This is a genomic window from Pseudomonas spartinae, assembly GCF_965197125.1.
GTDB classification, from domain to species: domain Bacteria; phylum Pseudomonadota; class Gammaproteobacteria; order Pseudomonadales; family Pseudomonadaceae; genus Aquipseudomonas; species Aquipseudomonas composti_A.
Window position 1 is genome coordinate 329,027 of sequence record NZ_CBDAMB010000001.1, and the last position, 21,991, is coordinate 351,017.

Genomic DNA, 21,991 nt, shown 5'->3' on the forward strand with positions numbered 1-21,991 from the left:
ATGCAATGGGAAACCGTCATCGGGCTCGAGATTCACGCTCAGCTCAGCACCCAATCGAAGATTTTCTCGGCCAGCGCCACCACCTTCGGCGCCGAGCCCAACACCCAGGCCAGCCTGGTCGACCTCGGCATGCCCGGCACCCTGCCGGTGCTCAACGCCGAAGCCGTGCGCATGGCCTGCCAGTTCGGCCTGGCCATCGACGCCGAGATCGCCGAGCGTAACGTTTTCGCGCGCAAGAACTACTTCTACCCGGACCTGCCCAAGGGCTACCAGACCAGCCAGATGGATCACCCCATCGTCGGCAAGGGCTTCCTCGACATCACCCTGGAAGACGGCACCGTCAAGCGCATCGGCATCACCCGTGCGCACCTGGAAGAAGACGCCGGCAAGAGCCTGCACGAAGACTTCCAGGGCATGAGCGGCATCGACCTCAACCGCGCCGGCACGCCGCTGCTGGAGATCGTCTCCGAACCGGACATTCGTTCGGCCAAGGAAGCCGTGGCCTATGTGAAGGCGATCCACGCGCTGGTGCGTTACCTGGGCATCTGCGACGGCAACATGGCCGAAGGCTCGCTGCGTTGCGACTGCAACGTCTCGGTACGCCCGAAGGGCCAGGCCGAGTTCGGCACGCGCGCCGAGATCAAGAACGTCAACTCGTTCCGTTTCATCGAAAAAGCCATCAACCATGAAGTGCAGCGCCAGATCGAGCTGATCGAGGACGGCGGCAAGGTGGTGCAGGAAACCCGCCTGTACGATCCGAACAAGGATCAGACCCGCTCCATGCGCAGCAAGGAAGAAGCCAACGACTACCGTTACTTCCCCTGCCCTGACCTGCTGCCGGTGGTCATCGAACGCAGCTTCCTCGACGAGCTGCGCGCCGGCCTGCCCGAGCTGCCGCCGCAGAAGCGCGAGCGTTTCGAGAGCCAGTTCGGCCTGTCCACCTACGATGCCAGCGTCCTGTCCGCGAGCCGCGAACTGGCCGACTACTTCGAGGCAGTCAATGCCGTGTGTGGCGACGCCAAACTGGCGGCCAACTGGGTGATGGGCGAGCTGTCCAGCCTGCTCAACAAGGACAACCTGGAGATCGAGCAGTCGCCAGTGTCTGCCGAGCAACTGGGCGGCATGATCCTGCGCATCAAGGACAACACCATCAGCGGCAAGATCGCCAAGATGGTCTTCGAAGCCCTGGCTGCCGGTGAAGGTGCGACGGCTGATGAAGTGATCGAGAAGAAGGGCCTCAAGCAGGTCACCGACTCCGGTGCCATCGAGAAGATGCTCGACGAAGTGCTGGCCGCCAACGCAGAGCAGGTCGAGCAATACCGCGCCAGCGATGAAGCCAAGCGCGGCAAGATGTTCGGTTTCTTCGTTGGTCAGGCCATGAAAGCCTCCAAGGGCAAGGCCAACCCGGGGCAAGTGAACGAACTGCTGAAGAAGAAGCTCGAAGGCTGAAACCTCGAGCCAACGAAACGACGCCGGGCTTGCCCGGCGTCTTTCTATCTGGAGAACCCGCGATGATTAGCCGTAGCCTGGATGCAATCCGCGAATCTGCAACGCCCCGAATTGCCTCCGGGCTGCCGGTGTTTGCTCTGTTCGGCGCGCTCGCCCTGCTCGGTGGTTGCTCCACCTTCGGCGGTGGCGGCGGCAGCGAGACCGGCAAGGCCTCCTATTACGGCCAGGCGCACCACGGCAAGCGCACCGCCAGCGGCGAGCGTTTCGATCAGAACGCACTGACCGCCGCGCATCGCACCCTGCCCTTCGGTACGCGGGTGCGGGTGACCAACCTGAACAATGACCGCAGCGTGGTGCTGCGCATCAACGATCGCGGCCCCTTCGTGCGCGGCCGCGTCATCGACGTCTCGCGCGCCGCCGCCGTGCGCCTGGACATGCTGCGCGCAGGTGTGGTGCCGGTTCGAGTCGAGGCGCTGGACTGAGGAACAATTGGCAACAAAATCTTTCCGACGCCCCTGGCAGGCAGGAATGCCATCGCTACACTAGCCGCACTTTTTCTGGAGCTACCTTGCAATGACCCTGATGACCTATGTCTACCTGATCGCCGGCCTGGTGCTGCTGGTCGCCGGCGCCGAAGTGCTGGTGCGCGGTGCCGCCAAACTGGCCGCACAGTTCGGCATTCCGCCTCTGGTAATCGGCCTGACTGTCGTAGCCTTCGGCACCAGCGCGCCGGAAACCGCAGTCAGCGTGCAATCGGCGTTCAACGGCAGCGGCGACCTGGCCATCGGTAACGTCATCGGCAGCAACATCGCCAACGTCCTGCTGATCCTCGGCGTGACCGCCCTGGTCGCGCCACTGATCGTCTCGCGCCAGCTGATCCGTCTCGACGTGCCGATCATGATCGGCGCCAGCCTGGTGGTTTATGCACTGGCCTCGGATGGCGCCTTGAGCCGCCTCGACGGTGCCCTGCTGTTCGCCGGCGTACTGAGCTACACCGGTTTCCTGATCTACAGCTCGCGCAAGGACAAGGGGGGTGGCGATGACGAGTTCGCCAAGGAATTCGGCCTCGACGAGCAACCCAAGCCCTACGCCTGGGCGATCAACCTGGGCCTGGTCATCGCCGGCCTGGTCCTGCTGGTGGCGGGCTCCAACTTTCTGGTCGAAGGCGCCGTACAACTGGCGCGTGCGCTGGGTCTGTCGGAGCTGGTTATCGGCCTGACCGTCATCGCCATCGGCACCTCGCTGCCGGAGCTGGCCACCTCGATCATCGCGGCCTTCAAGGGTGAGCGCGATATCGCCGTCGGCAATATCGTCGGCAGCAACATCTTCAACCTGCTCTGCGTGCTGGGCCTGGCTTCGCTGGTATCGCCAACCGTCATCCCGGTAGCGGCCAATGCGCTGGCCTTCGACTTCCCGGTGATGATCGCGGTGGCCGTGGCCTGCCTACCGATCTTCTTCAGCGGCTACCGCATCAATCGCTGGGAAGGCCTGCTGTTTCTCGCCTACTACGTGGCCTACACCCTCTATCTGGTGCTGTTCAGCACTGGTCGCCCGCTGGCGCAGAGCTTCGGTGACGCAATGATCGGCTACGCCCTGCCACTGACCGCCATCACCCTGGTGATCATCGGCGTGCGCGCCTGGCGCAAACAACACGGCCAGGAGGCCTGAACATGAGCGATAACCACGAGAGCGGCTTGCAGGTACGCCGTGAGGTGATGGGCGAGGCATTCGTCGACCGCGCCCTGAACGAAGCCCCCGAATTCAGCCAGCCAATGCAGGCCTTCATCAACGAGCATGCCTGGGGCGGCGTGTGGACGCGCGACGGCTTGCCGCGCGCGACCCGCAGCCTGATTACCCTGGCGGCGCTGACGGCCCTCAAGTGCCCGCATGAACTCAAAGGCCATGTGCGCGGGGCCCTGAACAATGGCTGCACCGTCGAGGAAATCCGCGAAACCCTGCTGCACTGCGCGGTGTACGCCGGTGCACCGGCGTGCATGCAGGCCTTCCGCGCAGCCCAGGAAGTGATCGACGAGTATCAGAGCCAGAGCGAATGAAGCCTGGGGCGGCGGTCCTAGATCCAGCCGCCCCATTGCAGCAACAGCAGGCCGATGTTGGTGGTGACCACGGCCGCCAGGGTGGTGATGACGATGATCGCCGCCGCCAGCTCATGGTTGGCCCCTACCGCGCGGGCCATGACGAAGCTGGCTGCCGCGGTCGGGCTGGCGAAGTACAGAAACAGGATCGCCAGATCCGCACCGCGAAAGCCCAATAGCCAGGCGCCAGAGGTGCTCAGCAGCGGCAACCAGATCATTTTCATCATGCCCGAGCCGATCGCCGTGCCGCTGCTGCGCCGCAGCGACGCCAGGCTCAGCGTGCCACCGATGCAGATCAGTGCCAGCGGCAGCGTCATCTGCGCGAAGTACTCAGCCGAGGTGAGAAACCACTGCGGCAGCGGGATTTTCCAGTAGGCAACCGGAACCGCCAGCAGCACGCCAATGATCATCGGGTTGGTCACGATGCTGCGCGCGATGGCTTTGGCACCAGGCTTCACCCCCGGGCTGTAGATGGCCAGCACCACAGCCGAGAGCGCGTTGTAGCAAAGGATCACCAAGGCGGCGAGCAACGAGCCGACCGACAGGCCGTAGTCGCCGTACAGGCTGGTGGCCAGAGCCAGACCGACGATACCGTTGTTGCCGCGAAAGGCGCCCTGGGTGTAGATGCCGCGATCTTCGAACGGCACGCGCCAGATCGCCCAGGCCCAGGCGACGAAGAACGAAGCCACGGTGGCCAGAAAGAAGTAGCTGAGCAGCTGCGGCTGCATGGCCGAATCCAGGTCGGCCTTGACCACGCCAAGAAACAGCAGGGTAGGCATGGTGCCGCGAAACACCAGGCTCGATGCGGTATCGATGAAGGGCGTATCGATCCAGCGCACACGCTTGAGTGCCACACCGAGAAACAGCATGGCGAATACGGGCGCGGTGATGGCGAGGGTTTGTGCAGCGACGGCGAACATGGCGACACCAGCAGGTTGTCTGACGACCTATGTTAGCTGGCTAAGCATTTCCCGGCTACGGGCAAAGCAGGCGGGTCAAGTGCGGGGCTTCTGTCGGCTGCGACAAAGCCCCGCGCAGAGATTCAGCGGCGAACCGGGCGCTTCTGCAGCTTGCGCTGCAGGGTTCGGCGGTGCATGCCCAGAGCGCGGGCCGTCGCAGAGATGTTGCCCTCATGTTCGGCCAGCACGCGCTGAATATGCTCCCACTGCAGGCGATCAACCGACATCGGGTTTTCCGGCACCAGGCTGTCGAGGTCAGCATGTTCGGAGAGCAATGCGGTCAGCACGTCATCGGCGTCAGCCGGCTTGCACAGGTAGTTGGCCGCGCCTCGCTTGATCGCCTCGACGGCGGTAGCGATGCTGGAGTATCCGGTCAGGATCACCACACGCATCTCGGCGTCCAGCTCCAACAGTTTGGGCAGCAGCACCAGGCCGGAATCGCCCTCCATCTTCAAATCGACCACGGCGTAATCCGGCAAGTCGTCCTTGGCCAAGGCGAGGCCTTCTTCCGCGCTGGACGCGGTGGACACACGCAGGCCGCGGCGACTCATGGCACGCGCCATGACCCGGGTGAAAGTGCTGTCATCGTCCACCAGCAGCAGGTGGGGCTGCTCTTCGCCTTCGAACAGGGGTTCTTCGCTCATGCTGGGTTTTCCTAATCAGGCCACGCCATAGGCACGCGGCAACTTCAATTCGGTGAGGGTGCCGCCCTCTTCATGGTTATACAACTTAACCGTGCCACCGGCACGCGTCACGCTGGCCTGGCTGAGGAACAGCCCCAGGCCGAAACCCTTGCCCTTGGTGGTGAAGAACGGGCGGCCCAGCTGCTCGGCGATGGCCAGCGGCACACCGGCACCATGATCGCGGATGCTCAAACGCAGCCACTGGTGATCCCAGTCCAGCCGGATGTCGAGTTTGTCCGGGCAGGCATCGGCGGCGTTGTTGAGCAGGTTCAGCAGCGCCTGGGTGAGATCGGCCGGCGGCATGATACGTGGCGGCGTGCCGCGCCCCAGGCACTGATAGCGATAGCTGGCCTCGGGGCGCATCAGGTGCCAGCGATTGAGGGTGGTTTCCAGCCATTCGACGCAGGACTGCTCGATCACCGCCTGACGTCGGTCGTTCTCGGCGGCGCGCACCAGTTGCTGCAGGGTGAACTTGCACAGCTTCACCTGCTCCTGCAGCAGGGCCAGATCGTCCTGCAGGGCCGGCTTTTCGCGGTACTCCTGGCGCAGCTCCTTGAGCAGCACGCTCATGGTGCCCAGCGGCGTGCCCAGCTCATGAGCTGCGCCGGCAGCCTGGGTGGCCACGGCCAACAGCTGCTGGTCGCGCAGACTCTCCTCACGACGCTCAGCCCGTAGCTCATCCTGACGACGCAACTCCTCGGCCATCTTGGCCACGAAGAAGGTAATCAGCGCAGCGGACAGGGCAAAGCTCAGCCACATGCCGTAGACCAGCAGGCTCTCGCGCGCCGCCGGCAACTCCAGCGGATGGGTCCACACCAGCAGCAGGGTGTAGCCTGCCAGCGCCAGGCCGGAGAGCACGATGGTGAACATCCAGGGCAGCGTCGCTGCGGCGATCGTCAGCGGCACCAGGTAATAGGACACGAAGGGGTTGGTCGAACCGCCCGAGTAGTACAGCAGCACGCTGTGGACGATCAGGTCGCAACCCAGCTGCACGGCATATTCGACCTCGGTGACCGGCCAGGGACCACGCAGGCGCAGCGCCGTGCCCAGGCACAGCAGAAGCGACACGCCGAGGGTCACCGACAGTTGCAACCAGGGCAGCGGCAGCACGCCCGACTTGTAGGCGAGCCCAACCGAGCCGGCCTGAGCAGCCAGCACCAGAATGCGGATAAGCGTCAGGCGCCACAGATTCTGGCGACTGGCGGAAAGTAACTGCACGGGTTCGAGCATGGCGACTCCAGTTGATGGCGGCGAGTATAACCAAGGCTGTCGCGGCCTTACGCCGCTGCGGCAACCGGACGCACACCTTTGATGGCCTGAACAACCGCCGGTGAAATTTTTGAACCGGGTTTAACCCGAATGGTCACCTGCCTTCGTCTAACCTCGGGAAACGGCCATCAAGGCCACTGAAAAAGGAACTGCACATGCTCACCATGCCTCGTATCGCCTCCGCCCTCGCCCTGACCATCGCTAGCCTGGCCAGCACCGGACTGCTGGCCGACGACGCGCGCTACAACCAGATTTCCCTGCGCGCGGAAGTAAACCAGGAGGTCGCTCATGACCTGATGCACGTCACCCTCTACACCGAGTCGCAAAATGGCGACCCGGCCAAACTGGCGGCGGAAATCACCAACACCCTGAACCAGACCCTGGAACAGGTGCGCAAGGTGCGCGGCGTCTCGGTGAAACTGGGCAGCCGCCACAGCTATCCGGTCTATGACGACAAGGGCCAGAAGATCACCGCCTGGCGCGAGCGTGCCGAGGTACGCCTGGAAAGCGCCGACTTTGCGCGCCTGTCCTCGCTGACCGGTGAGCTGCTGCAGAAGATGAAGATCGGCGGCATGGACTTCAGCATTGCCACCGACACCCGCAAGACGCGCGAAGACGCCATGCTCAAGGACGCCGTAAATGCCTTCAAGGCACGCGCCCAGCTGGCCACCGAAGCGCTCGGTGGCAAGGACTACAAGTTGGTCAGCCTGAGCCTCAACACCGGTGGTTTCCAACCGCCGATGGCCATGCGCAACTTCGAGGCCAAGGGCATGGCGATGATGGATTCGGCCCCCACGCCACAAATCGAAGCCGGCACCAGCCAGGTGACCGTCAGCGCCGATGGCGTCATCGAAGTGCAGATGCCCTGACGCCTGCCCCGCAACGAAGCAACGCCGTTATCAACAGATAACGGCGTTTCGCCATCTTTTCCCCGCAAATTTTCAGAAATGCGACAGCCGCTTATAGCACTGTAGCGCTAACCCTGTTTCCAGCGACAACGCACTTGCCTCAGGCACATGCCCTGCATAGCTTGGAAAGAGGCCCCCATAAGGGGCTCCTCGACAAAAAACACAACAACGATGAGGTCATGATGCGCAAGAACGCCATTATCCAGGCTTTGCTCACTGCTGGGCTGATCGCCAGCGCCCCCCTCGCCAGCGCCGCCAATCTGGTGTTCTGCTCCGAGGGCAGCCCCGCCGGTTTCGACCCGGGCCTGTACACCACCGGTACCGATTTCGACGCAGCAGCGGAAACCGTTTTCAATCGTCTGACCCAGTTCGAGCGCGGCGGCACCAAGGTCGAGCCTGGCCTGGCCGAAAGCTGGACGGTCTCCGATGACGGCCTGGTCTACACCTTCAAGCTGCGTCCCGGAGTGAAGTTCCACACCACCGAATACTTCAAGCCCAGCCGCGAATTCGACGCCGACGACGTGCTGTTCACCTTCGAGCGGATGCTCGACAAGGACCACCCGTTCCGCAAGGCCTACCCCACCGAGTTCCCCTACTTCACCGACATGGGCATGGACAGCAACATTGCCAAGCTGGAAAAGCTCGATGACATGACGGTGCGCTTCACCCTCAACCAGGTCGACGCCGCGTTCGTGCAGAACCTGGCGATGAGCTTCGCCTCGATCCAGTCCGCCGAGTACGCCGACCAGTTGCTCAAGGCCGGCAAGGCCGCCGACATCAACCAGAAGCCCATCGGCACCGGCCCCTTCGTGTTCAGCCGTTACCAGAAGGATGCGGTGATCCGCTACAAGGGCAACAAGGACTACTGGAAGCCCGATGACGTGAAGATCGACAACCTGATCTTCGCCATCAACACCGACTCCTCCGTGCGCATGCAGAAGCTCAAGGCCGGCGAATGCCACGTCACCCTGTTCCCGCGCCCGGCGGACATCGAGTCGCTGCAGAAGGATCCCAACCTGCAGATGCCCGAGCAGGCGGGCTTCAACGTCGGCTACATCGCCTACAACGTCACCCACCCGCCGTTCGACAAGCTGGAAGTGCGCCAGGCGCTGGACATGGCGGTGAACAAGCAGGCGATCCTCAACGCCGTGTACCAGAATGCCGGGCAGTTGGCCGTCAACGGCATGCCGCCGACCCAATGGTCGTACAACGAGGACATCAAGGACCCCGCCTTCGACCCCGAGAAAGCCAAGGCCCTGCTCAAGCAGGCCGGTGTCAAGGAAGGCACCGAGATCACCCTGTGGGCCATGCCGGTGCAGCGCCCGTACAACCCCAACGCCAAGCAGATCGCCGAGATGCTGCAGGCCGACTGGGCCAAGATCGGCATCAAGGCGCGCATCGTCAGCTACGAGTGGGGCGAGTACCTCAAGCGTGCCAAGGCCGGCGAACACGACGCCATGCTGATCGGCTGGAGCGGCGACAACGGTGACCCGGACAACTGGCTGGGCACCCTGTATGGCTGCGATGCGGTCGACGGCAACAACTTCTCCAAGTGGTGCTTCGAGGACTACGACAAGCTGGTCAAGGCCGCCAAGCGCACCACCGACGTGGCCGAGCGCACCGAGCTGTACAAGCAGGCGCAGGTGATCCTCAAGCGTGAGGTACCGATCACCCCGCTGGCACACTCCACCGTGTACCAGCCGATGCGCAAGGAAGTGCACGACTTCCGCATCAGCCCGTTCGCTCTGAACTCCTTCTATGGTGTGAGCATCGGCAAGTGATGCAGGCGGCGCCCGCAAGGGCGCCGTCTTGAGGAGTTCCCATGCAAACCCTGCATTATGTGCGTGCCAGCCTGGTGCTGGCCGCGCTATTTACCGGCCATGTGCTGGCGGCCAGCGACAGCCTGGTGGTGTGCACCGAAGCCAGCCCGGAAGGTTTCGATATCGTCCAGTACACGGCGGCGACCACGGCCGACGCCAGCGCCGAAACCCTGTTCGAGCGTCTGGTGGACTTCGCCCCCGGCAGCACGCAGGTCGTGCCTGCCCTGGCGCAGAGCTGGGACATCAGCGATGACGGCCTGACGTACACCTTCACCCTGCGCCAAGGGGTAAAATTCCACAGCAGCGGGAGTTTCACCCCCACTCGCGAGTTCAACGCCGACGACGTGCTGTGGAGTTTCCAGCGCCAGCTCGACCCGGCTCACCCCTGGCACAGGCTGTCGCTGCGCGGCTTCCCCTATGCCGAGGCGATGGGCCTGGCGCAACTGATCGAGCGCGTGGAAAAGCTCGACGATCAGCACGTGCGCTTCGTCCTCAAACACCCGGAGGCGCCCTTCCTGGCCAACCTGGCCATGGGTTTTGCCTCCATCTATTCGGCCGAATACGCCGCTCACCTGCTCGCTGCAGGCGCACCGGAGCGGCTCAACAACGAGCCCATCGGCACCGGCCCATTCATCTTCGAGCGTTATGCCAAGGACGCCCAGGTGCGTTTTCGCGGCAACCCCGATTACTGGAACGGCGCCCCGGCGATCAAGCGCCTGGTGCTGGCCATCACCCCCGAACCCAACGTGCGCCAGCAACGGCTCAAGGCTGGCGACTGCCAGATCACCCTGTTCCCACGCCCGGTGGATATCCCGGCGCTCAAGGCCGACGCCAGTCTGCAGGTGCTGGAACTGGATTCGCTGCTGACCGCCTATATCGGCATCAACACCCGCCATCCACCGCTGGACGACGTGCGCGTGCGCCAGGCATTGAACCTGGCGTTCGACAAGGCTGCCTACATTCGTGCGCAGTTCGGTGAAGGCAATGCCACGCCAGCCGTGGCGCCCTACCCGGCCACCCTGTGGGGCCACGACGCAACGCTGAAAGATTGGCCGCATGACCCCGAACGCGCACGCCAGTTGCTGGCCGAGGCTGGCCATGCCGACGGCTTCAAGCTGTCGATCTGGACCCGTCCTGGCGGTGGGCCGACCAATCCCAACCCGGGGATCGGCGCGCAGATGCTGCAGGCCGACCTCGCCGCCATCGGCATTCACAGCGACATCCGCGTGTTCGAATGGGGTGAGCTGATCAAGCGCGCCAAGAATGGCGAGCACGACCTGGTGTTCATGGGCTGGGCCGGCGACAACGGCGACCCGGACAACTTCCTCACCCCGAACCTGTCCTGCGCCGCCGCCGAAAGCGGCGAGAACCAGGCGGGCTGGTGCGACAAGGCCTTCGATGAGCTGATCACCCAGGCCCGCCGCGAGCCCGAGCAGAGCAAGCGGGCCGCCTTGTACCGCCAGGCCCTGGCGATCTTCCATGAGCAGGCGCCGTGGATCGCCCTGGCTCACCCGAAGCAGTTCGTTGCGCTGCGCAAAGGCGTCGAGGGCTTCGTGCTCAGCCCGCTGGGTTCGAACAACTTCACCCGGGTGAAGCTGCCATGAGCCGTCCGCGCCAAGCTTTTGTGGGAGGGGATTTAGCCGCGAACCTGTCGCCGCTGAAGCGCCTCCCACAACGCACCTGCCACTGCTCGAATGCCCCGGATTGCATCCGGGCTACGCACTATCCAAAACAACACCGGGCCATGCAGTCCGGTGACTACATACCGTCATGGAGTAAAACCGCCTGATGCTGTCATTCATCGCCAGACGCCTGGGGCTTTTGATCCCCACCTTCTTCGGCGTCACCTTGCTGACCTTCGCGCTGATCCGCCTGATCCCCGGCGACCCGGTGGAAGTGATGATGGGTGAGCGCCGCGTCGACCCGCAAATGCACGCCGAGGCCATGGAGCGCCTGGGCCTGAACAAGCCGCTGTATGCGCAATACTTCGACTACATCGGCCAACTCGCCCAGGGCAACCTGGGCGAATCGCTGCGCTCGCGCGAGAGCGTGTGGAAGGAGTTTCTTACCCTGTTTCCGGCCACCGTCGAGCTGGCCTTGGCCGCGCTGCTGTTCGCCGGCACCCTGGGGCTGATCGCCGGCGTGGTCGCGGCGCTCAAACGTGGCTCACTGCTCGACCATGGCGTGATGAGCATTGCCCTCACCGGCTATTCGATGCCGATCTTCTGGTGGGGCCTGCTGCTGATCATGTTCTTCTCGGTGGGGCTGGGCTGGACGCCGGTGTCCGGGCGTATCGACCTGCTCTACGACATCCCGCCGGTCACCGGTTTCATGCTGATCGACACCCTGCTCAGCGATGAGCAAGGCGCCTTCGTCGATGCCCTGCGTCACCTGATCCTGCCGGCCATCGTGCTTGGCACCATTCCGCTGGCGGTGATTGCGCGCATGACCCGCTCGGCCATGCTCGAAGTGCTGCGCGAGGACTACATCCGCACGGCGCGGGCCAAGGGCCTGTCGCCAGCACGGGTAGTCTTCGTGCATGGCCTGCGCAACGCGCTGATCCCGGTGCTGACGGTATTCGGCCTGCAGGTCGGCGCCCTGCTCGCCGGTGCGGTGCTGACCGAAACCATCTTCTCCTGGCCGGGCATCGGCAAATGGCTGATCGAAGCCATCGGCGCGCGCGACTACCCGGTGGTGCAGAACGGCATCCTGCTGATCGCCTGCCTGGTGATCCTGGTCAACTTCATCGTGGACATCCTCTATGGCCTGGCCAATCCACGCATTCGTCATCAGAAGTAAGGAAGGCGCCATGCATAGCCACAACGATCACGTAGGGTGGATGACGCTCTTTTCATCCACCGTGACAGCACCTCAGTCGATGGCTGCAGCGTCGCCCACCCTAACCGAGGTGCGCCCATGAACACTGCAACCTCACTCGACCAGAGCCTGCTCTACCCGTCGCCGCTCAAAGAGTTCTGGCAGGCCTTCGCGCAAAATACCGGCGCCCTCGGCGGCCTGGCGTTCATGATCCTGCTGGTGTTCTGCGCGCTGTTCGCGCCCTGGATCGCACCGCACAATCCCAGCGAGCAGTACCGCGACTTCCTCCTCACCCCGCCCGTCTGGCTCGAAGGTGGCCAGTGGCAGTTCCTGCTCGGCACCGATGAACTGGGCCGCGACCTGCTCTCGCGCCTGATCCACGGCGCGCGCCTGTCGCTGCTGATCGGCCTGGCCTCGGTGCTGATGTCGCTGATCCCCGGCATTCTTCTGGGCCTGGTCGCCGGTTTCTTCCCGCGCCTGCTCGGCCCCAGCGTCATGCGCCTGATGGACGTGATGCTGGCCCTGCCGTCGCTGCTGCTGGCGGTAGCCATCGTCGCCATCCTCGGCCCAGGGCTGATCAACACCATCTTCGCCATCGCCATCGTCTCGCTGCCGTCTTACGTGCGCCTGACCCGTGCGGCGGTGATGGGCGAGCTGAACCGCGACTACGTCACCGCTGCGAAACTGGCCGGCGCCAGCCTGCCCCGGCTGATGTTCGTCACCGTGCTGCCCAACTGCATGGCGCCGCTGATCGTGCAGGCCACCCTGAGCTTCTCCTCGGCGATTCTCGACGCCGCCGCGCTGGGCTTTCTCGGCCTCGGCGTGCAACCGCCGACGCCCGAGTGGGGCACCATGCTGGCCTCGGCGCGCGACTACATCGAGCGCGCCTGGTGGGTGGTGAGCCTGCCCGGCCTGGCCATCCTGCTCAGCGTGCTGGCGATCAACCTGATGGGCGACGGCCTGCGTGACGCCCTCGACCCGAAACTCAAGAATGCGCAGTGAGGAACCCGGAATGAGTAACCGCATAGTCCGGATGCAATCCGCAGCATTCTCGGCGCGCACCGCGCCCCTTGAGTCTGCTGCGATGCCAACACCCCGCCACTCCGTAGGGTGGATGACGCTCTTCTCATCCACCATGAACGTACGACAGGAGGCACGCCCATGAGCCTGCTGAATATCAGCAATCTATCGGTACGCTTCGGCTCGTCCATGCCGGTGGTCGATGGCCTCGACCTCAGCGTGGACAAGGGCGAAGTGCTGGCCATCGTCGGCGAATCGGGCTCGGGCAAGTCGGTGACCATGATGGCGCTGATGGGCCTGATCGACGCCCCCGGCATCGTCCATGCCGACTGCATGCAGTTCGACGGCACCGACATGCTGCGCCTGAAGGGCCGTCAGCGCCGACACATCGTCGGCAAGGATCTGGCGATGGTCTTCCAGGACCCGATGACCGCGCTCAACCCGAGCTACACCGTGGGTTTCCAGATCGAGGAAGTACTCCGTCAGCATCTCGGCCTGAAAGGCAAGGCGGCGCGCGCACGCGCGCTGGAGCTGCTGGAACGGGTGGAAATTCCCGGCGCCGCCAGCCGCCTGAACGCCTATCCGCACCAGCTTTCCGGTGGCATGAGCCAGCGTGTGGCGATCGCCATGGCGATTGCCGCCGAACCCAAGCTGTTGATCGCCGACGAACCGACCACCGCTCTGGACGTAACCATCCAGGCGCAGATCATGGAGCTGCTACTGGACCTGCAGCGCGATGAGGGCATGGCCCTGGTGCTGATCACCCATGACCTGGCCGTGGTCGCCGAAACCGCCCAGCGTGTGTGCGTGATGTATGCCGGGCAGGCGGTCGAACTCGGGAGCATCCCGACCCTGTTCGACGCCCCCAGCCACCCTTACACCGAAGCACTGCTCAAGGCCATTCCGGAACACAGCGCAGGCGCCAGCCGCCTTTCCACCCTGCCCGGCATCGTGCCCGGTCGTTACGACCGCCCGCTGGGCTGCCTGCTGTCGCCGCGCTGCCCTTACGTGCAGGAGCGTTGCCACCAGCAGCGCCCGACCCTGGAACCACATGACCGTGGCGCGGCGCGCTGCTTCTTCCCCCTGGAGGTGGCCTGATGAGTACCGTACTCGAAGCCCATGAGCTGACCCGTCACTACAGCGTTTCGCGCGGCCTGTTCAAACCGGCGGCCACGGTGCAGGCACTCAATGGCGTGTCCTTCAACCTGCAGGCTGGCCGGACCCTGGCGGTGGTCGGCGAGTCCGGCTGCGGCAAGTCCACCCTGGCCCGCGCCCTGACCCTGATCGAAGAGCCCAGCGCAGGTTCCCTGCAGATCGCCGGTCGCGAAGTGGCCGGCGCCAGCAATAGCGAACGCCGGCAACTGCGCCGCGACGTGCAGATGGTGTTTCAGAATCCCTACGCTTCGCTCAACCCGCGACAGAAGATCGGCGACCAGTTGGCCGAGCCACTGCTGATCAACACCGACCTGTCACGCAGCGAACGCCGCGAGAAAGTGCAGGCGATGATGCAGCAGGTGGGCCTGCGCCCCGAGCATTACCAGCGCTACCCGCACATGTTCTCCGGCGGCCAGCGCCAGCGCATCGCCCTGGCCCGCGCCATGATGCTGCAACCCAAGGTACTGGTAGCGGACGAGCCGACCTCGGCGCTGGACGTGTCGATCCAGGCGCAGGTGCTCAACCTGTTCATGGATCTGCAGGAGCAGTTCGACACCGGCTACGTGTTCATCTCGCACAATCTCTCGGTGGTGCGCCACGTCGCCGACGACGTGCTGGTGATGTACCTCGGCCGCCCGGCGGAGATCGGCCCGGCCGAAGCGCTCTACAGTCGTCCGCTGCATCCTTACACCCGCGCACTGCTATCGGCGACGCCGGCGATCCATCCCGATCCGGACAAGCCACGGGTGAAGATCAGCGGTGAGTTGCCCAACCCCCTGGATCCGCCGTCGGGCTGCGCCTTCCACAAGCGCTGCCCATATGCCGACGAGCGCTGCCGTGGCGAGCGCCCGCAGCTGAGATTGATCGATGCGCGGCAGGTGGCCTGCCACCATGTGGAGCGGATCAGTGCGTAGGTAGCGGCGTATCCGTCACCTCGCGCTGCGCAGGGCGCAGCGGCCACCGGCCGGCGCCCTGTCATGATGTCGGCGGCAGGGTCAGTTCTATGTTCTCGGCCAGCGAATCCTCCAGCCGCTGCAGCTCGACACCGACTGCGGCGGCGTCATCGGCCAGGGTTTCGGCGATACGCAGGAACTCGGGCGTCGCCTCGACGAACGCCAGCACCACCAGCGGATCGAACCGAGTGCCACTGGCAGCGCTGATCCTCGCCACCGCCTGAGCGGGGCTGATAAGCGGCAAGTAAGGATGCAGGCAAGTCAGTTCCTCGAAATGCCCGACCAGCGCCATCAGGCGCGCCGACAGGGGAATCTGCTCGCCGACCAATCCCTGCGGGTAGCCCTTGCCGTCCCAGCGCTCGTGCTGGCCATAGACGATGTCCTTGGCGTCGGACAGGAAGTCGGTGATGCTGCCCAGCTTGCGCTCTGCACGTTCGAGCGCATCGCGCCCGGCGATCACCCCCTCGCTCAGCAGACGCAGATCGTTTTCGTCCGGCTCGCCATGGCTGAGCAACACACGATCCGGCAGGGTCAGGCGGTCGATCACGTGCAGCATGGCCGACTTGCCCAACTGGGCGATGCGCTCTTCGCTCAGGTACTCAGATAACGCTGGCTGCTGCCGCCCCAGTGCGGCGGCGAGACAGGTCATGTAGCGTTCGATGCGCTGCAGACGCCGGCTGCTCGGGTTGTCACGCATGACGGCAACGCTGGCCATGGCCTCGATGGTGACGTCCTGCAACCGCTGGATATCGCGGGTGCGCCGCTTGACCTCGAGTTCGAGGTACTCGCTCTTGTCGCGCAGGTAATCGGTAGCGGCCTTGAGCTGCAATTGCGCGCGCACGCGGGCGAGCACAATGGGAGGGCTGATCGGTTTGGTGATGTAGTCGGCGGCGCCGAGATCGAAGCCCATCTGTTCGTCGATGGCATCGCGCTTGGCGGTCACCAGAATCAGCGGGATATGTCGGGTCTGCGCTTCATACTTGAACTGGCGACAGAGTGCATAGTCATCCTGCCAGCCGAGCAGTATCAGGTCAGGCTGCGGCACCTCGCGAGCAGCTGCCAGCGCCTCGTCGCCGGCTACCAGACGCACCTGGTAGTGGCCAACCAACAGCGCGCCGATGCGCTCGCGCACCTCCAGCACATCGTCCACCACCAGAATCAGCTCCTGCTCCGGCCTATCGAGCATCCCGCGCATGGCGACCTCCCTCGGCACCTGCCTAGTCATCATTAAAGGCGCTGGTCCGCATTCGCGCACAGGCCGACATACAAATGACCTCGGCAGGGGTTTGAAAGTGCAATGCGGATTGGCAGCGCAATGCTCACCGCCGACAATCGTCAGCACGATCGCTACCACAAGGGCTGTGCCATGCTCGACCAGGACCGCTGCTGGCAGGCTGTCTGCGAACGCGATGAGGCGTTCGACGGACGCTTCGTCTTCGCCGTGCGCAGCACCGGCATTTATTGTCGGCCAAGCTGCCCCGCGCGGCGGCCAAGGCGCGATAACGTCAGTTTTCATGCCGACGCCGCGAGTGCCGAGGCAGCCGGTTTTCGCCCATGCAAGCGCTGCTCGCCACAGGGGCAAAGCCCGGCACAGCAGCTCGACACGCTGGTTGCGGCCGCCTGTGAGCTGCTGCGCGGCGAACAGCGCCTGACGCTGCCGCAGTTGGCGGCACGCATCGGTTTGTCGCCGTCACACCTGGCCCGTGCGTTCAAGACGCGCACCGGGATGACGCCCAATGCCTGGGCCGCGGCGCAGCGCCGCCAGCGCCTGGATACCCAGCTGCCCCAGGCGGGCAACGTGCTCGATGCGGCCCTGGCCGCGGGCTACTCAGGTACCCGCGCACTCTATGAAAAGCCCCAGGCCATGAGCCCGGCGCAGCGCCGCCAGCGCGGTGCTGGCGAGCACCTGCGCTACAGCATCGCCGCCTGCCCGCTCGGGCAGATGCTGCTGGCCACCAGCGACAAGGGGGTTTGTGCCCTGCTCTTCGGCGATCACCCGCAAGCCCTGCGTGATGAGCTGCAACAGCGCTTCGGCGCCGCCCAACTAGAAGAGGATGAGTGCGGGCTGCGCAACTGGCTGCAGCAGGTACTGGCGCAATTGCAGGAACCGCAGCGCGCCGCCCATCTGCCCCTGGACATTCGCGGCACGGCCTTTCAACAACGCGTCTGGCAGGCGCTGCAGAACATTCCCAGCGGCGAGACACGCAGCTATGCCGATCTCGCCGGCCAGTTGCACAGTCACCCGCGGGCAATCGCTCGTGCCTGCGCCAGCAACGCCATCGCCCTGCTACTGCCGTGCCACCGCGTGGTGGCCAGCGATGGCAGCCTCAGCGGCTACCGCTGGGGGCTGCAGCGCAAGCGCAGGCTGCTGGAGCAAGAAAGCCAGGAGACGTAGCCCGGATGCAATCTGAGGGAACACCATGACCTGCGCCCCGGATTTCATCCGGGCTACAGCGTCAGGCCGCGCTCTTTACACCAGCATCGCCTTGGCCACCTCGGTACGCGTGCCGCGCCCAACCAGCTGCTCCACCAGGGTCAGGGCAAAGGCCAATGCCGTTCCTGGGCCCTGGCTGGTGATGCAGTTGCCATCGACCACCACGGCCTCATCGACGAAGGTGCAGCCGCTCAGCCGGTCGCTGAACGCCGGATAGCAGGTCATCCGTCGCTGTCTGAGCACGCCGTACTGCTGCAAGGCCAGCGCCGGTGCGGCGCAGATCGCGGCGAACAGCTCGCCAGCCTTGGCCTGCTTGCGTACCCGCTCGGCCAGCGGTTCGAAGTCAGCCAAATGCTGGGCACCCGGCATGCCACCGGGCAGCACGATCAGGTCGAAATCCTGCGCCAGTACGTCCACCAGCATGGCATCGGCGGTCAGCCGGGTGCCACGGGCACAGGTGATCATTCGCCGTTCTTCGATACTGGCCACCAGCACTTCGATATCGGCGCGGCGCAGCACGTCGATCAGGGTCACGCACTCCAGATCCTCTACGCCATCGGCGACGGTGATCAGTGCTCGCTTGCTCATTTCGGAACTCCTTGAGGCAGAAAATGAAACTGTCCACCCGGTCATAAAAAGACACGGCAGACGGTAAATTCACCAGGCAAAACCTTGCTGGTATGATGCGCGGCTTTTGCGAAACCGGGGCAATTTTCCGGCCTGTACGGACGAATGTGCTTTGCTTTCTGCAGACCAATTTCGGCGCGCTCGCGCCTCGGGGAGCCACCATGCTGGAAAGACTGTTCCAACTCAAAGCCCACCACACCACGGTGCGCACCGAGATACTGGCCGGGATCACCACCTTCCTGACCATGGCCTACATCCTCTTCGTCAACCCCAACATGCTGGCCGAGACCGGCATGGACCACGGCGCGGTGTTCGTCGCCACCTGCCTGGCCGCCGCCATCGGCTCGCTGGTGATGGGCCTGCTGGCCAACTACCCGATCGCTCTGGCGCCGGGCATGGGCCTCAATGCCTTCTTCACCTACACCGTGGTCATGACCATGGGCTACAGCTGGCAGACCGCGCTGGGTGCGGTGTTCCTCTCCGGTGCGATCTTCTTCCTGCTGTCGATCTTCAAGATCCGCGAATGGATCATCAACAGCATCCCGCTGGCCCTGCGCGCCGGTATCGCTGCCGGTATCGGCCTGTTCCTGGCGATCATCGCACTGAAGAACGCCGGCATCGTGGTCGATAACCCGGCCACCCTGGTCGGCCTCGGCGACCTGAGCAAAGGCGGCGCCCTGCTGGCCTGCCTGGGCTTCTTCGTCATCGCGGCACTGGCCTACCGCAAGATCACTGGCGCGGTGATGATCGGCATCCTGCTGGTCACCGGCCTGTCCATCGCCCTCGGTCTGTCCGAGCTGCCGGGCGTGATCTCCATGCCGCCATCGCTGATGCCGACCCTGCTGCAACTGGATATCACCGGGGCGCTGGATATCGGCCTGGTCAGCGTGATCTTCGCTTTCCTCTTCGTCGACCTGTTCGACACCTCCGGCACCCTGGTGGGCGTGGCGCAGAAGGCCGATCTGCTGGACAAGGACGGCAAGATGCCACGCCTGGGCCGCGCCCTGATGGCCGACAGCACCGCGACCATGGCAGGCGCCGCGCTGGGCACCAGCACCACCACCAGCTACATCGAATCGGCTGCCGGCATCAGTGCTGGCGGGCGTACCGGCCTGACCGCCTGCGTGGTCGCGGCGCTGTTTCTGCTCAGCCTGTTCTTCGCTCCGCTGGCTGGCTCGGTACCGGCCTACGCCACCGCACCGGCGCTGCTGTTCGTCGCGGTACTGATGATGAGCAGCCTGGCGCAGATCGACTGGGACGACCTGACCGTCGCCGCCCCAGTGGTGGTCGCGGCGCTGGCCATGCCGCTGACCTTCTCCATCGCCAACGGCATCGCCTTCGGCTTCATCGCCTGGACTGCAGTCAAGGTACTGGCTGGCCGTTGGCGCGAACTGAACCCGGCGATGTGGGTGCTCTCCGCCCTGTTCATCGTCAAGCTGGCTTACTTCACCTGACTACCGGGTATCTCGAGGCGTAGGGTGGACATCGTTTTTCATGTCCACCTATACCTTCTCTGCGGCCACAAAAACGGTGGATGAAAAAACGTCATCCCCACCTACATGATCACCATCCGCCCATACCGACGAGCGACCCAAGGCACGCGCCCATCGCCTCCGCTACAATGGCGCCCCCGTTTTCCTGCCCCATGAGTGACCGATGAGCCGCCCCGCATTCGACCCCGCCACCTACGACGCCCAACTCGCCGAGAAGAGGGCCCGCCTGGTCGAACTGCTGGCGCCCTTCGCCGCCCCAGAGCCTGAGGTGTTCGACTCGCCGCGCGAGCACTACCGCATGCGCGCCGAGTTCCGCCTGTGGCGTGAAGACGGCCAGCGCCACTACGCGATGTTCGCCCCAGGCGACAAGCACACGCCGATCCTGCTCGACGACTTCCCCATCGCCAGCCTGCGTATCAACGAGCTGATGCCACGCCTGCGCGCCGCCTGGCAGGCCAGCGAAGCGCTGTCATTCAAGCTGTTCCAGGTGGAGTTTCTCACTACCCTGGCCGGCGATGCGCTGATCACCCTGGCCTACCACCGCCCGCTGGACGACGCTTGGCAGGCCGAGGCGGAGAAACTGGCAGCCGAGCTCAACGTCAGCCTGGTCGGCCGCTCCCGTGGCCAGCGCCTGGTGATCGGTCGCGACTACGTGGAAGAGAAACTGACCGTAGCCGGTCGCAGCTTCCGCTATCGCCAGCCCGAAGGCGCCTTCACCCAGCCCAATGGCCGGGTGTGCGAGAAGATGCTCGGCTGGGCCTATGACGTGCTCGGCGAACGTGACGACGACCTGCTGGAGCTGTACTGCGGCAACGGCAACTTCACCCTGCCGCTGGCCACCCGCGTGCGCAAGGCGCTGGCGACCGAGATCAGCAAGACCTCGGTAAACGCCGCCCTGGCCAACCTGGCTGACAACGGCGTGGACAACGTCGAGCTGGTGCGCCTGTCCGCCGAAGAGCTGACCCAGGCGCTCAACGATGTGCGGCCGTTCCGCCGCCTGGCCGGCGTCGATCTGAAGAGCTACGAATTCGGCAGCGTCTTCGTCGACCCACCGCGCGCCGGCATGGACCCGGACACCTGCGAGCTGACCCGGCGTTTCCAGCGCATCCTGTACATTTCCTGCAACCCGGAGACTCTGGCCGCCAACATCGCCCAGCTCAACGACACCCACAAGGTGACGCGCAGCGCGCTGTTCGACCAGTTTCCCTACACCCATCACATGGAAGCGGGTGTATTGCTGGAACGGCGCTGACTCACATCCCCGTAGCCCGGATGCAATCCGGGGCAATGCGCAAGACCGTCCCCGGATTGCATCCGGGCTACACAGCCGGTGGGGAATGCGCTGCTAGCGTGCAAGCCCGCGCAACGCCCACCAGGCCAGAGCGGCCGACACCACTTCGAGCAGCAGCGCATAAAGGTTGAAGGTCTGCTGCGCGCCGCCGTCGAGCCACAACCCGGCAACGCGCGCCAGGGCCAGCACGCTGTACAGCAGCACCAGCAGAAGCAGCGCCGGTCGCAGCAGATCCATGCGTAACAGCGCCATCGCCAGGTAAGCCGCCAGACCCAGTTGCAAACCACCGTAATAGGCGCGCACCTCGGTTACCGCCGCGTTGCCCATCAGCAGCGCACCACTGAAGCTGGCCATTTCCTCGGGCCGAATGAAGTAGGCCAGCCCCAGCACGAGCAGGACAGCGATCTGGATCAGCAGGACGATTCGGGCAAACAGCATTGGCGACTACCAGGCAATGATCGACTGCCTGCCAGCATAGGCGCCGTCTGTCGCGACGCATAGTCGCAATCACTTGGGCAGCGCATGCGCCGGCGCTATGCTGGGCGTTCGTTCACCTGGAGTCCTGCCATGCATCGTTCCCTGCTCGCCCTCTGCCTCCTTACCGGCCTGGCTCACGCCAGCGAGCCGCTGACCATCGACGTGCATCGCGATGCCAACTGCGGCTGCTGCAAGGCCTGGATCAGCCACCTGCAGGATAACGGTTTCACCGTCAACGACCATGTCGAGGCCAACATGAGTGCGCTCAAACAGCGCCTCGGCGTGCCGCCACGCCTGGCCTCCTGTCATACCGGCGTGATCGACGGCAAGTTCGTCGAAGGCCATGTACCGGCCGCCGACATTCTCAAACTGCGTCAACGTGCGGACCTGATCGGCGCCGCCGTACCCGGCATGCCCATGGGCTCGCCGGGCATGGAATATGGCGATCGTGTCGACGCCTATCAGGTCATCGGCCTGGATCGTGAACGCCAGGATCAGCTGCTGAGCGACTATCCGGCCAACTGAGTCGACACCAACGCGGCT

21 protein-coding genes are annotated in these 21,991 nt (G+C 64.5%); 15 read left to right on the plus strand and 6 right to left on the minus strand.

The genetic code is table 11. The annotated features are described in order from the left end of the window. The 4 genes from gatB to ACN8M7_RS01610 all read left to right on the plus strand — a co-directional run bounded on the left by gatB (position 1) and on the right by ACN8M7_RS01610 (position 3,503). The gene (gene gatB, locus ACN8M7_RS01595) at positions 1–1,449 is read left to right on the plus strand and encodes an Asp-tRNA(Asn)/Glu-tRNA(Gln) amidotransferase subunit GatB (protein ID WP_490259540.1); all 1,449 of its coding nucleotides are present in this window, start codon (positions 1–3) and stop codon (positions 1,447–1,449) included. 62 nt (positions 1,450–1,511) lie between these two features. Then, the gene (locus ACN8M7_RS01600; RefSeq protein ID WP_490259541.1) at positions 1,512–1,931 is read left to right on the plus strand and encodes a septal ring lytic transglycosylase RlpA family protein; all 420 of its coding nucleotides are present in this window, start codon (positions 1,512–1,514) and stop codon (positions 1,929–1,931) included. Between the two features lie 91 nt (positions 1,932–2,022). Next, positions 2,023–3,117, plus strand: coding sequence for a calcium/sodium antiporter (locus ACN8M7_RS01605; protein ID WP_490259542.1), 1,095 nt, complete (start codon positions 2,023–2,025; stop codon positions 3,115–3,117). Between the two features lie 2 nt (positions 3,118–3,119). Further along, the gene (locus ACN8M7_RS01610) at positions 3,120–3,503 is read left to right on the plus strand and encodes a carboxymuconolactone decarboxylase family protein (RefSeq protein WP_490259543.1); all 384 of its coding nucleotides are present in this window, start codon (positions 3,120–3,122) and stop codon (positions 3,501–3,503) included. Positions 3,504–3,520: 17 nt separating this feature from the next. Here the strand turns inward: ACN8M7_RS01610 and ACN8M7_RS01615 are convergent, their stop codons facing one another. The 3 genes from ACN8M7_RS01615 to ACN8M7_RS01625 all read right to left on the minus strand — a co-directional run bounded on the left by ACN8M7_RS01615 (position 3,521) and on the right by ACN8M7_RS01625 (position 6,414). Then, positions 3,521–4,462, minus strand: coding sequence for an AEC family transporter (locus ACN8M7_RS01615; protein WP_061240559.1), 942 nt, complete (start codon positions 4,460–4,462; stop codon positions 3,521–3,523). A gap of 122 nt (positions 4,463–4,584) precedes the next feature. Beyond that, positions 4,585–5,145, minus strand: a complete 561-nt coding sequence (locus ACN8M7_RS01620) for a response regulator transcription factor (protein ID WP_061240558.1) — start codon at positions 5,143–5,145, stop codon at positions 4,585–4,587. Between the two features lie 15 nt (positions 5,146–5,160). Then, positions 5,161–6,414: an ATP-binding protein gene (locus ACN8M7_RS01625; RefSeq protein ID WP_490259544.1), complete on the minus strand. Its 1,254-nt coding sequence runs from the start codon at positions 6,412–6,414 to the stop codon at positions 5,161–5,163. Positions 6,415–6,608: 194 nt separating this feature from the next. Between ACN8M7_RS01625 and ACN8M7_RS01630 the strand changes: the two genes are divergently transcribed. From ACN8M7_RS01630 to ACN8M7_RS01660, 7 genes are all read left to right on the plus strand, one after another. Continuing rightward, the gene (locus ACN8M7_RS01630) at positions 6,609–7,322 is read left to right on the plus strand and encodes an SIMPL domain-containing protein (RefSeq protein WP_061240556.1); all 714 of its coding nucleotides are present in this window, start codon (positions 6,609–6,611) and stop codon (positions 7,320–7,322) included. A 221-nt stretch (positions 7,323–7,543) separates the two neighbouring features. Next, on the plus strand, positions 7,544–9,142 hold the full coding sequence (locus ACN8M7_RS01635) for an ABC transporter substrate-binding protein (RefSeq protein ID WP_061240703.1): 1,599 nt from the start codon (positions 7,544–7,546) through the stop codon (positions 9,140–9,142). A gap of 41 nt (positions 9,143–9,183) precedes the next feature. After that, positions 9,184–10,785, plus strand: a complete 1,602-nt coding sequence (locus tag ACN8M7_RS01640) for an ABC transporter substrate-binding protein (protein WP_490259545.1) — start codon at positions 9,184–9,186, stop codon at positions 10,783–10,785. A gap of 184 nt (positions 10,786–10,969) precedes the next feature. Beyond that, on the plus strand, positions 10,970–11,980 hold the full coding sequence (locus ACN8M7_RS01645; protein WP_061240554.1) for an ABC transporter permease subunit: 1,011 nt from the start codon (positions 10,970–10,972) through the stop codon (positions 11,978–11,980). A gap of 117 nt (positions 11,981–12,097) precedes the next feature. Continuing rightward, the gene (locus tag ACN8M7_RS01650; RefSeq protein ID WP_490259546.1) at positions 12,098–13,000 is read left to right on the plus strand and encodes an ABC transporter permease subunit; all 903 of its coding nucleotides are present in this window, start codon (positions 12,098–12,100) and stop codon (positions 12,998–13,000) included. A gap of 159 nt (positions 13,001–13,159) precedes the next feature. After that, positions 13,160–14,116: an ABC transporter ATP-binding protein gene (locus ACN8M7_RS01655; protein ID WP_490259547.1), complete on the plus strand. Its 957-nt coding sequence runs from the start codon at positions 13,160–13,162 to the stop codon at positions 14,114–14,116. Beyond that, the gene (locus ACN8M7_RS01660) at positions 14,116–15,087 is read left to right on the plus strand and encodes a peptide ABC transporter ATP-binding protein (protein WP_061240551.1); all 972 of its coding nucleotides are present in this window, start codon (positions 14,116–14,118) and stop codon (positions 15,085–15,087) included. Before ACN8M7_RS01655 ends, ACN8M7_RS01660 begins: the two co-directional genes overlap by 1 nt. A 61-nt stretch (positions 15,088–15,148) precedes the next feature. Here the strand turns inward: ACN8M7_RS01660 and ACN8M7_RS01665 are convergent, their stop codons facing one another. Further along, positions 15,149–16,321, minus strand: coding sequence for an HD-GYP domain-containing protein (locus ACN8M7_RS01665; protein WP_490259548.1), 1,173 nt, complete (start codon positions 16,319–16,321; stop codon positions 15,149–15,151). Between the two features lie 171 nt (positions 16,322–16,492). Between ACN8M7_RS01665 and ada the strand changes: the two genes are divergently transcribed. Beyond that, positions 16,493–17,521 carry a bifunctional DNA-binding transcriptional regulator/O6-methylguanine-DNA methyltransferase Ada gene (gene ada, locus ACN8M7_RS01670; protein ID WP_490259817.1) on the plus strand — a complete coding sequence of 343 codons (1,029 nt, stop codon included), beginning with the start codon at positions 16,493–16,495 and terminating at the stop codon, positions 17,519–17,521. A gap of 75 nt (positions 17,522–17,596) precedes the next feature. Here ada and ACN8M7_RS01675 read toward each other — a convergent pair whose 3' ends face one another. Continuing rightward, complete coding sequence (locus ACN8M7_RS01675) at positions 17,597–18,148, minus strand: DJ-1 family glyoxalase III (protein WP_061240549.1); 552 nt, start codon at positions 18,146–18,148, stop codon at positions 17,597–17,599. Positions 18,149–18,348: 200 nt separating this feature from the next. Between ACN8M7_RS01675 and ACN8M7_RS01680 the strand changes: the two genes are divergently transcribed. Further along, the gene (locus tag ACN8M7_RS01680; protein ID WP_490259549.1) at positions 18,349–19,641 is read left to right on the plus strand and encodes an NCS2 family permease; all 1,293 of its coding nucleotides are present in this window, start codon (positions 18,349–18,351) and stop codon (positions 19,639–19,641) included. A gap of 202 nt (positions 19,642–19,843) precedes the next feature. After that, positions 19,844–20,932 carry a tRNA (uridine(54)-C5)-methyltransferase TrmA gene (trmA, locus tag ACN8M7_RS01685; protein ID WP_490259550.1) on the plus strand — a complete coding sequence of 363 codons (1,089 nt, stop codon included), beginning with the start codon at positions 19,844–19,846 and terminating at the stop codon, positions 20,930–20,932. 93 nt (positions 20,933–21,025) lie between these two features. Here trmA and ACN8M7_RS01690 read toward each other — a convergent pair whose 3' ends face one another. Next, a complete protein-coding gene (locus tag ACN8M7_RS01690) occupies positions 21,026–21,409 on the minus strand; it encodes a DUF4345 family protein (protein ID WP_061240546.1) in 384 nt (127 codons plus the stop codon). A 129-nt stretch (positions 21,410–21,538) separates the two neighbouring features. On the opposite strand from ACN8M7_RS01690, the gene ACN8M7_RS01695 reads away from it, so the two are divergent. After that, positions 21,539–21,973 carry a DUF411 domain-containing protein gene (locus ACN8M7_RS01695; RefSeq protein WP_490259551.1) on the plus strand — a complete coding sequence of 145 codons (435 nt, stop codon included), beginning with the start codon at positions 21,539–21,541 and terminating at the stop codon, positions 21,971–21,973. The last annotated feature ends 18 nt before the right edge of the window (positions 21,974–21,991 follow it).

Bases quoted from the DNA above. Each gene is read 5' to 3' on its own strand.
- ACN8M7_RS01615 (WP_061240559.1), bottom strand. From the start codon at position 4,462: ATGTTCGCCGTCGCTGCACAAACCCTCGCCATCACCGCGCCCGTATTC.
- ACN8M7_RS01665 (WP_490259548.1), bottom strand. From the start codon at position 16,321: ATGCGCGGGATGCTCGATAGGCCGGAGCAGGAGCTGATTCTGGTGGTG.
- ada (WP_490259817.1), top strand. From the start codon at position 16,493: ATGCTCGACCAGGACCGCTGCTGGCAGGCTGTCTGCGAACGCGATGAG.
- ACN8M7_RS01660 (WP_061240551.1), top strand. From the start codon at position 14,116: ATGAGTACCGTACTCGAAGCCCATGAGCTGACCCGTCACTACAGCGTT.
- ACN8M7_RS01640 (WP_490259545.1), top strand. From the start codon at position 9,184: ATGCAAACCCTGCATTATGTGCGTGCCAGCCTGGTGCTGGCCGCGCTA.
- ACN8M7_RS01645 (WP_061240554.1), top strand. From the start codon at position 10,970: ATGCTGTCATTCATCGCCAGACGCCTGGGGCTTTTGATCCCCACCTTC.
- ACN8M7_RS01620 (WP_061240558.1), bottom strand. From the start codon at position 5,145: ATGAGCGAAGAACCCCTGTTCGAAGGCGAAGAGCAGCCCCACCTGCTG.
- ACN8M7_RS01675 (WP_061240549.1), bottom strand. From the start codon at position 18,148: ATGAGCAAGCGAGCACTGATCACCGTCGCCGATGGCGTAGAGGATCTG.
- ACN8M7_RS01690 (WP_061240546.1), bottom strand. From the start codon at position 21,409: ATGCTGTTTGCCCGAATCGTCCTGCTGATCCAGATCGCTGTCCTGCTC.
- ACN8M7_RS01650 (WP_490259546.1), top strand. From the start codon at position 12,098: ATGAACACTGCAACCTCACTCGACCAGAGCCTGCTCTACCCGTCGCCG.
- ACN8M7_RS01630 (WP_061240556.1), top strand. From the start codon at position 6,609: ATGCTCACCATGCCTCGTATCGCCTCCGCCCTCGCCCTGACCATCGCT.
- ACN8M7_RS01655 (WP_490259547.1), top strand. From the start codon at position 13,160: ATGAGCCTGCTGAATATCAGCAATCTATCGGTACGCTTCGGCTCGTCC.
- trmA (WP_490259550.1), top strand. From the start codon at position 19,844: ATGAGCCGCCCCGCATTCGACCCCGCCACCTACGACGCCCAACTCGCC.
- gatB (WP_490259540.1), top strand. From the start codon at position 1: ATGCAATGGGAAACCGTCATCGGGCTCGAGATTCACGCTCAGCTCAGC.
- ACN8M7_RS01610 (WP_490259543.1), top strand. From the start codon at position 3,120: ATGAGCGATAACCACGAGAGCGGCTTGCAGGTACGCCGTGAGGTGATG.
- ACN8M7_RS01605 (WP_490259542.1), top strand. From the start codon at position 2,023: ATGACCCTGATGACCTATGTCTACCTGATCGCCGGCCTGGTGCTGCTG.
- ACN8M7_RS01625 (WP_490259544.1), bottom strand. From the start codon at position 6,414: ATGCTCGAACCCGTGCAGTTACTTTCCGCCAGTCGCCAGAATCTGTGG.
- ACN8M7_RS01695 (WP_490259551.1), top strand. From the start codon at position 21,539: ATGCATCGTTCCCTGCTCGCCCTCTGCCTCCTTACCGGCCTGGCTCAC.
- ACN8M7_RS01635 (WP_061240703.1), top strand. From the start codon at position 7,544: ATGCGCAAGAACGCCATTATCCAGGCTTTGCTCACTGCTGGGCTGATC.
- ACN8M7_RS01680 (WP_490259549.1), top strand. From the start codon at position 18,349: ATGCTGGAAAGACTGTTCCAACTCAAAGCCCACCACACCACGGTGCGC.
- ACN8M7_RS01600 (WP_490259541.1), top strand. From the start codon at position 1,512: ATGATTAGCCGTAGCCTGGATGCAATCCGCGAATCTGCAACGCCCCGA.